Genomic DNA, 8,873 nt, shown 5'->3' with positions numbered 1-8,873 from the left:
GCATCTCCTGGAAACGGTCCAAGGGCGGTCTCTCGCTAGGGTCTCGTGATCGCCGTCATCTTCTCATGACCCCATGGCGCGACCAAAAATACCCGGCCCCCGGCGGCGCGCATAAAGCCAGCGCCCACGCGTGTTTCAGCCCTTCAGCACCACCCGCTGCACCGCCGCCACAAAGGCCGCGCCTGCGTCTTCGATTCGCCCGGAATTGTCGATCTGCACGAACGTCGCGCCTTCGGGCACCACGAACGGCGCGCGCCGCGCCAGGCGCTCCGCGACCTGCTCAGGCGTCTCCCGCGCCCGCGAGGCTAGCCGCGCGGCCAGCACATGCTGCGCGGCGTTCACATGCACCAGCGTCATGCGTGGATAGCGCGCCAGCGCTTCGCTCACGTAGGCACGCGAGCCGTTCACCACTACGGTGCAGCCTAGCTTGAGCCACTGCTCGATTTCCACGCCGATGCCGTAGCGCAGCGCGTGGCTGCGCCATTGCAGCGCGAACAGGCCCAGCCGCGCGCGCGCTTCGAATTCGGTATCGGTGAGCGCGATGTGGTTCTCGCCGCCGCCTTCCTCACGCGTGATATAGCGATGCGCGAACACCACGCCCTCTGCCGCCAGGCGCTTGCGCGCGTAGCCCAGCAACGTGTCCTTGCCCGCGCCGGACGGGCCCATCACGTAGACCAGCCGCGCCGTCATGCGTCGTTCTCCTGCGGGAAATCCACGCGCTGCCACAATTCGAACGGCGCGGCGGGCTTGGGCTCGACGTAGATCGCCACGCCATGCACGGGCAGCGGGCCCGCGTCGCGCATCTGCGCATTCCAGGCGTGCATGAGCGCGGCGCGCGTCGGCGCTTCGTCGAGCGAATCGGACAGCGTCATATGAAAGCGGAATTCGTCGAACACGTACGGATAGCCCCATGTCTCGACGTAATCGCGCTGGCGCGGCGTGAGCGGCGCGTCCAGGCGCCTGGCCAATTCGGCGCTCGTCTGCGCTGCGCGCAGCGAGCCGAGCGTGCGCAAGGCGTCGCCGGCCAGTTGCTGGAGCGCTTGCGCGCCTGAGTCGTCGGCGGCGCGCACGGCGACGAAACGGCCGAGCGTCGCCGCTTCAGCAGCGACTTCGAAGCGCTCGCGTCGCGCGGCCCAGGCCTGTGTAGCAGCGACGAGCGCCTGCGGCGTCACGCCATCGGCCAGACGAAACGGCGGCACGAGCGTGCCGTGCCAGCCATAACGCCCGGGCGCCACGGTGAGCGACGCGAGCGGCATTTCGAGTTCGACGGGCTGCGGCGGCGCAAGCGGCTCGCCGCTTTCTGGATCGCGGCCCAGCCATTCGCAGCCTCGCCGCCACCACGCCGAATCGCGCGGCGGCGCGTAATAGAGCGCAAAACGCGTGGCCGCGCTCCACTGCGCGGGCGCGGTGTTCATCGCGGTGCTCGTCGCATCGCTCATAGGTCGTGCTCCACCATCAGTTGCACGCGATCCGCTGCGAAGTGCGTCACGCCGTATTTGATCGCCACGCCTTCCAGATCGACGTCGACGTTCTCGACCCACAACACCGGCTGCTGCCGGTTGATGTTCAGCCGCCGCGCGACTTCCGGCTCGGGCAGCACGCTGCCGATGCGGCTCCATTTGCGCAGATAATCGGTCACGCCGAATTCGGCGAGCGCCTTCGAGGTGCTGTCCACGCGCTCCATCACCGTGGGCAGATCGGCGAAACGCGCGGCTGGATACCAGCTACGCGCATAAGTGAGCGGCACGCCGTCCGATTCGTGCAGCGTCTCCAGCCGATAAACCAGCGCGCCCGCACGCAGGCCCAGCGCCTTCGCGACGGCGGGATCGGCCTTCACGCGCGACGACGCCAGCAGCTTGCCCACCGCCGAATGCTGATGGCGTTGCAGGTTTTCTGTAAAGCGCGTGCGCTTGCCGATGCTGTAGTCGATTGCGCCGGGCTGCACGAAAGTGCCGCGCCCCTGTTCGACGCTCACCAGACCCTGGGCAGCCAGACCCAGCATCGCGCGCCGCACCGTATGGCGGTTCACGTCGAAGCGCTTCGCCAGTTCGCCTTCGCTCGGCAGGCGGCCGTCGTCGCCGAAACCCTTCGCGGCGATCTCGGCGGCGAGGATCTGCTCGATCTGCCGCCACACCGCCAGCCCTGCGCCGCGTTCGAGCGTGCTGTGCTGCGCGTCGTCGTTCGATGTCATGGTGCTGTCATTCCCCTCGGTTTCAATAGCGTTTTGCGCATTGTAGTGGCCAGGGCGTGATGGAAATATGAAAACGTCCGTCTTGCCGGCGTGGATTCACTGTAGCATGAAACGTCTAGACGTTTAGATGAATAGATGCTCCAATGACTCCACGTTTGCGACGCCTCGCGACGTGCGCAATCCGGTAACCGCTTCAAACGCAGCAGCCCCGCAGCACCCAGTTTCCCGCAGTTCAATCCGTTCACGACACAGGAACTCCGATGAACGCAACCTCCGCACCATCCACCGCCGCCGGCTCCGCCGCGCGCCGCGCATGGATGGCGGTTCTCGCGCGCACGCCGCGCGCCGATCTCGAAGCGGCCCTGGCCGCGGCGCTCGGCGGCGAGCCGGCGCCTTCCTTCGACTGGCTGCGCGCCCCGCAGACCGGCCTCGCGATGGTGCGCGGGCGCGTCGGCGGCACCGGCAATGCCTTTAATCTGGGCGAAGCCACCGTCACGCGCGCCACGCTGCGCCTGCGCGCGCCGGGCAGCCAGAGCGCCACGGTCGGCGTGGCCTGCCATCTGGGCCGCGACAAGCGCCGCGCCGAACTGGCCGCGCTCGCCGACGCCCTCCTGCAGCAGCCCGAACGCCACGATCACCTGCAAGCGCAGTTGATCGAGCCGCTGGCCGCGCGCCTCGCCGCGCAACGCGCCGCGCGCCGCGACGACACCGCCAGCACCAAGGTCGAGTTTTTCACGATGGTTCGAGGTGACGCATGAACGAAACCGCTTTGACCGCCGTGCATCTGTCGCTCGACATGCTCGCGCCCGGTTTTGCCGATCCGGTGCACGACACGCAAGCCGTGTTCCGCACGCTGCTGAACGCGCTGTCGCGCCCCGGTACGATCGAAACAATCGAAACTCCGCTACCCGCCGCCGATGCAGCCGCAGACGGCACGCCACGCGCCGGTCTCGCGGCCTTTGCCGCGCTGCTCGCGCTGGCCGATTACGCCACGCCCATCTGGCTCGCGCAGCCCGACGCGGCGCTGGCCGCCGTGCTGCGCTTTCACGCCGATGCGCCGCTGGCCGCCACCCCGCGCGATGCTGCCTTCGCCTACGTGCACGACGCCGCCGCGCTGCCGCCGCTGGACGCCTTTGCCTGCGGCACCGACGAATCGCCCGAGCATTCGGCCACCGTTTTCGTGCGCGTGGATGCGCTCATGGGCGGCGCGCCGCTCACGCTCAGCGGCCCCGGCATCGAGACCACCCAGACTTTCGCGCCCGTCGGCCTGCCCGAGCGTTTCTGGCAGGAACGCGCCGCACTCGCGCCGCTCTTTCCGTGCGGCATCGACTTCTATTTCGTTTGCGGCGCCCAGATCGTGGGCCTGCCGCGCACGACCCGCGTGGAGGTGAACTGATGTACGTCGCCGTTAAAGGAGGAGAACGCGCGATCGAAGCGTCGTGGCGTCTGCTCGACCGTGCCCGCCGTGGCGATACGAGCGTGCCCGAGCTGTCCGTCGCGCAGATTCGCGAACAGATGCGCCTGGCCGTGGCGCGCGTGATGGCCGAAGGTTCGGTCTATGACGAAGAACTCGCTGCGCTCGCAATCAAGCAGGCGGCGGGCGATCTCGTCGAAGCGATCTTTCTGCTGCGCGCCTGGCGCACCACACTGCCGCGCTTCGGCTACACCGTGCCCGTGGAAACGGAACACATGGAAGTCGAGCGCCGCATTTCCGCGACCTTCAAGGACGTGCCCGGCGGCCAGGTGCTGGGCGCGACCTACGATTACACGCAGCGTCTGCTGGATTTCGCGCTGCTCGCGGAAGGCGACGATGCAACGGACTCCGAATCGATTGCTCAAGACGGCGCAGCGCGCGAAGCCGAAGCCATGCCACGCGTGGTCACGCTGCTGAATAACGAAGGCCTGATCGAACAGGAAACGGTCTCGGGCGAAGGCGTCGAACCGGGCGATCTTTCGCGCGAACCGCTGTCGTTTCCCGCCGATCGCAGCGTGCGCCTGCAGAATCTAGCGCGCGGCGACGAAGGCTTTCTGCTGGCGATGGGCTACGCCACCCAGCGCGGCTATGCGCACTCGCATCCGTTCGCGGGCGAGATCCGCTTTGGCACGGTCGCGGTGGAAATGGTGCTGGACGAACTGGGCGAAGCCGTCGAAATTGGCGAAATCGAGCTGACTGAATGCCAGATGATCAACCAGTTCGCGGGCAGCAAGGACATGCCGCCGGCCTTCACGCAGGGCTACGGTCTCACCTTCGGCCACGCCGAGCGCAAGGCCATGGCGATGGCGCTGGTCGATCGCGCGTTGCGCGCCGAAGAACTGGGCGAAACGCTCGCTTCGCCCACCCAGGACATCGAATTCATGCTTTCGCATAGCGACAACGTGGAAGCATCGGGCTTCGTGCAGCATCTGAAACTGCCGCATTACGTCGACTTCCAGGCCGAGCTGGAACTCGTGCGCCGCCTGCGCGCGCAGCATGGCGAACTGAATACCGGAGAGGCCGCATGAACGCGCCCGACACTTTCGACACGTCGCTCGCCTCGCACGAGACCCGGGCCGCCGAGGGCTACAACTTCGCGTACCTCGACGAGCAGACCAAGCGCATGATCCGCCGCGCGCTGCTCAAGGCCGTGGCGGTGCCAGGCTACCAGGTGCCGTTCGCCTCGCGCGAAATGCCGCTGCCGTATGGCTGGGGCACGGGCGGCATTCAGGTGACGGCGGCGATCATCGGCGCGAAGGATACGCTCAAGGTCATCGACCAGGGCTCCGACGACACGACCAACGCCGTCAATATCCGCCGCTTTTTCGCACGCACGACGGGCGTAGCCACCACGCGCCGCACCAGCGAAGCAACCATCGTGCAGACCCGCCATCGCATTCCCGAAACGCCGCTCACGGACAAGCAGATCCTCGTCTATCAGGTGCCGATGCCCGAGCCGCTGTACCGTCTGGAGCCGCGCGTGGCCGAGTGCAAGAAGCTGCACGCGCTCGCCGACTACGGCCTCATCAGCGTGAAGCTCTACGAGGACATCGTGCAGCACGGCAGCATCGCCACCACCTACGACTATCCGGTGACGGTGAACGGGCGCTACCTCACTTCGCCTTCGCCGATTCCGAAATTCGATAATCCGAAGCTGCATATGAACGCCGCGCTGCAACTGTTCGGCGCTGGCCGCGAGCGGCGCATCTACGCAATTCCGCCTTATACGCCGGTGAAATCGCTCGACTTCGACGATCACCCGTTCGAAGTGCAACGCTGGGAACACGCGTGCGCGCTGTGCGGTTCGCGCGAGAGCTTCCTCGACGAGATGATCGTCGACGATGCGGGCAAGCGCATGTTCGTGTGCTCGGATAGCGATTATTGCCATGATCGCCAGGAAACTCAGGATGGCGAAGCAAACGGAGAAGAGGCATGAATTCAGGCATTCAGCCGCTCTTGAGCGCGCGCGGCCTCACAAAACAATACGGCGGGCGCAACGGCTGCCGCGACGTGAGCTTCGATCTCTATCCGGGCGAGGTACTGTGTATCGTCGGCGAATCGGGTTCGGGCAAGACCACTTTGCTCAACACGCTCGCGCTGCGCACCGACGCCGATGCGGGCTCGCTCGCCTACACCAGCGCCAACGGCGAGACGCTCGATCTGCGCACGCTGTCCGAGCCGCGGCGCCGCCTGCTGGCGCGCACCGAATGGGGCTTCGTGCAGCAAAATCCGCGCGACGGGCTGCGTGCGGGGGTCTCTGCGGGCGCCAATATCGGCGAGCCGCTGATGGCAGTGGGCGCGCGCCATTACGGTCGCATCCGCCAGAGCGCGCAGCAGTGGATGCGCCGCGTCGAGCTGGACGAGACGCGCATCGACGAACTGCCTTCGGCGTTTTCGGGCGGCATGCAGCAGCGCCTGCAGATCGCCCGCAATCTGGTCACCGGCCCGCGCCTCGTTTTCATGGACGAACCGACCGCCGGCCTCGACGTGTCCGTGCAGGCGCGGCTGCTCGATCTGCTGCGCACGCTCACCACCACGCTGCATCTTTCAGTGCTGATCGTCACGCACGATATTGGCGTGGCGCGGCTGCTCGCGCACCGGCTGATGGTGATGCAGGGCGGCACGGTGGTCGAATCGGGTCTGACCGACCAGGTCCTGGACGATCCTCAACACCCTTACACGCAGACGCTGGTAGCCTCCGTGCTGCCGGTCTAGGATGAACGCCATGACACTGAATTCCCTGGCTTCCCCGGCGGCGCGCGCCTTCGCCGAGCGCCCCGCGCTCATGCTGCGCGCCGAAGATGTGCGCAAGACCTTCACGCTGCATGGTCAAGGCGGCATCGGCATCGACGCGCTTGCGGGCGTTTCGCTGGACGTGGAGCGCGGCGAATGCGTCGTGCTGGTCGGTCCCTCGGGCGCGGGCAAGAGCACGTTCCTGCGCTGCCTGTACGGCAACTATCTGGCCAGCGGCGGCTCGATTGCGATCCGCGACGACGCAGCACCTGCGCAGCATCTGGAAATCACCGGCGCGCAGCCGCATGATGTGCTGCGTTTGCGCCGCAACGTGGTCGGTTATGTGAGCCAGTTTCTGCGTGTGATTCCGCGTGTATCGGCGCTCGATATCGTGGCCGCGCCGCTGGTGTCGCGCGGTATCGACGAGGAAGATGCGCGCGGGCGCGCCGCCGCACTGCTCGAACGCCTGAACGTGCCGCAGCGGCTGTGGCCGCTCGCACCCGCGACGTTTTCCGGCGGCGAGCAGCAGCGCGTGAACATCGCGCGCGGGCTGATCGCACAGCATCGCGTGCTGCTGCTCGACGAGCCCACGGCCTCGCTGGACGCGGAGAACCGCGAAGTGGTCGCGGGCCTGATCGTCGAGGCGCGCGAGCGCGGCGCGGCCATCGTCGGCGTGTTCCATGACGAGGACACGCGCGAGCGCGTCGCCACTCGCGTGCTGGCGCTGCGTGCACCGCTCGTCGAGGAAACCTGCGCAACCGAAACCGCCTGAAAACACGTATTCGTAATCCGCTTTTCGTACCCTTAACAGTGACTCAAGACCTGATTTCTGGAGCCTGACGATGTTGATCAAGAACGCTCGCATCGTGACGCGAGACGACGTTTTCACCGGCACGCTGCATGTCGAAGGCGACACAATCCGCGACATTTCGCGGGGTTCCACCGCCGCGCCCGAGGCCGAGGACTGGGAAGGCGACTTCCTGCTGCCGGGTCTCGTCGAGCTGCACACCGACAACCTGGAAAAGCATCTCGCGCCGCGCCCCGGCGTGCACTGGAACACCGACGCCGCCTTCGTGATACACGACGCGCAGATCGCCGCCGCCGGCATCACCACGGTGTTCGACGCGCTCGCCATCGGCACGCGCCTGGCCGTGGGCGTGCGTGGCCGCGACGTACAACTGGCCAGCGCCGCCGCGCTCTCGCGCTTCTCCGAGCGCAAACTGCTGCGCGCCGACCACTTCCTGCACCTGCGCTGCGAGATCGCCACGGAGGACGTGATCGAACTGTTCGACACGCTGAGCGTGCATCCGCTGCTGCGTCTGGCCTCGGTGATGGACCACACGCCGGGCCAGCGCCAGTGGCACGACCGCACGCAATGGCGCCGCTACCAGGAGCGCCACGGCAAGTGGACCGACGAGCACGCCGACAACCTGCTGACCGAAATGGAAACCGAGCAGGAGCGCTACGCGGACGCGCACCGCCGCGCGATCGTCGAACGCTGCCGCGCGCGCAACATCCCGCTCGCGAGCCATGACGACACGCTGATCGAACACGTCGAGCAGGCCGCCGCCGAAGGCATCGTGCTGGCCGAATTCCCGACCACGCGCGCCGCCGCGGAAGAAGCGAAAAAGCGCGGCATCGCCACCATCATGGGTGCGCCCAATGTCGTGCGCGGCGGCTCGCATTCGGGCAATGTGTCGGCGCTCGAACTGGCGCAGGCGGATCTGCTCGATATCCTCTCGTCGGACTACGTGCCATCGAGCCTCCTGACCGCCGCCTTCGATCTCGTCACCAAGGCCGACTGGACGCTGCCGCGCGCGCTCGCCACCGTGTCGTGGGAACCGGCGCACAAGGCGGGGCTTAACGACCGTGGCGCGATCGAAACCGGCCTGCGCGCGGACTTCGTGCGCGTGACGATGCTCGACACGCTGCCGGTGCCGCGCGCAACGTATCGCGCTGGCCAGCGCGTGGTCTAGCGCGAGCGCAACACCGCGCGTTTTATCTGCTGCATTGCGGCAATGGCGTGCCAAAGCCAACAACCAAACCAACGGCACGCCATCGTTTCGATTTCAACTTCCCTTCATGCGCCGCGCCTGCCGTCTGGCAAGCGTCGGCGCCTACCTGCAACTGTTGCGGCAGAGCATCGCAATCCGTTTTCCGCAGCGCTTCACCCGCCCCTCTGTATCTCCCCGAAAGCCTTTTCGCACAAGGCTTTGCGCCCGATAGCGCCCAACCTTGCAGGCACGTTAGAGCGCTTGTTCGCTTGCCATACGGTATTTCACTAGCGACGCAGCATTTTTGATTGGGTAAGCTTTGCGCCGCCGCTCGCAGCAATGCTTGCGAGGACAGCCGAATCTCCGGCGCGAGCCGCGCTGGAAAAATGCACCGTGGCGGCACGACCGCACATGGCGCGCCATGAACCATAAGAGGAGTACAAAGAGTGAAGAAACTGCTTGCCACCCTGTCGGTTGCCCT

11 protein-coding genes are annotated in these 8,873 nt (G+C 66.7%); 7 read left to right on the top strand and 4 right to left on the bottom strand.

Annotated features, from left to right (window positions below):
- Positions 1–135 precede the first annotated feature (135 nt).
- The 3 genes from phnN to phnF are packed head-to-tail and all read right to left on the bottom strand — an operon-like array spanning position 136 to position 2,191.
- Positions 136–690, bottom strand: coding sequence for a phosphonate metabolism protein/1,5-bisphosphokinase (PRPP-forming) PhnN (gene phnN / locus VG320_RS30350; RefSeq protein ID WP_327203770.1), 555 nt, complete (start codon positions 688–690; stop codon positions 136–138).
- Positions 687–1,439: a DUF1045 domain-containing protein gene (locus VG320_RS30345; protein ID WP_327203769.1), complete on the bottom strand. Its 753-nt coding sequence runs from the start codon at positions 1,437–1,439 to the stop codon at positions 687–689. Before VG320_RS30345 ends, phnN begins: the two co-directional genes overlap by 4 nt.
- Positions 1,436–2,191, bottom strand: coding sequence for a phosphonate metabolism transcriptional regulator PhnF (phnF, locus tag VG320_RS30340; protein ID WP_327203768.1), 756 nt, complete (start codon positions 2,189–2,191; stop codon positions 1,436–1,438). Before phnF ends, VG320_RS30345 begins: the two co-directional genes overlap by 4 nt.
- Before the next feature lie 260 nt (positions 2,192–2,451).
- Between phnF and phnG the strand changes: the two genes are divergently transcribed.
- The 7 genes from phnG (at position 2,452) to VG320_RS30305 (ending at position 8,374) form a co-directional block, all read left to right on the top strand.
- On the top strand, positions 2,452–2,949 hold the full coding sequence (gene phnG / locus VG320_RS30335; protein ID WP_327203767.1) for a phosphonate C-P lyase system protein PhnG: 498 nt from the start codon (positions 2,452–2,454) through the stop codon (positions 2,947–2,949).
- Positions 2,946–3,587, top strand: coding sequence for a phosphonate C-P lyase system protein PhnH (gene phnH, locus VG320_RS30330; protein ID WP_327203766.1), 642 nt, complete (start codon positions 2,946–2,948; stop codon positions 3,585–3,587). Before phnG ends, phnH begins: the two co-directional genes overlap by 4 nt.
- Positions 3,587–4,693, top strand: a complete 1,107-nt coding sequence (locus VG320_RS30325) for a carbon-phosphorus lyase complex subunit PhnI (RefSeq protein ID WP_327203765.1) — start codon at positions 3,587–3,589, stop codon at positions 4,691–4,693. Before phnH ends, VG320_RS30325 begins: the two co-directional genes overlap by 1 nt.
- The gene (locus VG320_RS30320; protein ID WP_327203764.1) at positions 4,690–5,601 is read left to right on the top strand and encodes an alpha-D-ribose 1-methylphosphonate 5-phosphate C-P-lyase PhnJ; all 912 of its coding nucleotides are present in this window, start codon (positions 4,690–4,692) and stop codon (positions 5,599–5,601) included. The genes VG320_RS30325 and VG320_RS30320 overlap by 4 nt, the downstream gene beginning before the upstream one ends.
- A gap of 8 nt (positions 5,602–5,609) precedes the next feature.
- Positions 5,610–6,380: a phosphonate C-P lyase system protein PhnK gene (phnK, locus tag VG320_RS30315; RefSeq protein WP_327203771.1), complete on the top strand. Its 771-nt coding sequence runs from the start codon at positions 5,610–5,612 to the stop codon at positions 6,378–6,380.
- 10 nt (positions 6,381–6,390) lie between these two features.
- Positions 6,391–7,170, top strand: a complete 780-nt coding sequence (gene phnL, locus VG320_RS30310; protein ID WP_327203763.1) for a phosphonate C-P lyase system protein PhnL — start codon at positions 6,391–6,393, stop codon at positions 7,168–7,170.
- Between the two features lie 70 nt (positions 7,171–7,240).
- A complete protein-coding gene (locus VG320_RS30305) occupies positions 7,241–8,374 on the top strand; it encodes an alpha-D-ribose 1-methylphosphonate 5-triphosphate diphosphatase (RefSeq protein ID WP_327203762.1) in 1,134 nt (377 codons plus the stop codon).
- 305 nt (positions 8,375–8,679) lie between these two features.
- Here VG320_RS30305 and VG320_RS30300 read toward each other — a convergent pair.
- On the bottom strand, positions 8,680–8,873 hold a 194-nt coding region (locus VG320_RS30300; RefSeq protein WP_327203761.1), incomplete at its 5' end, for a hypothetical protein.

Origin of the sequence: Paraburkholderia sp., assembly GCF_035948235.1 — a bacterium.
GTDB lineage: Bacteria > Pseudomonadota > Gammaproteobacteria > Burkholderiales > Burkholderiaceae > Paraburkholderia.
The sequence above is the reverse complement of the archived record's forward strand: the minus strand, read 5'-3'. Positions and strand labels throughout refer to the sequence as shown.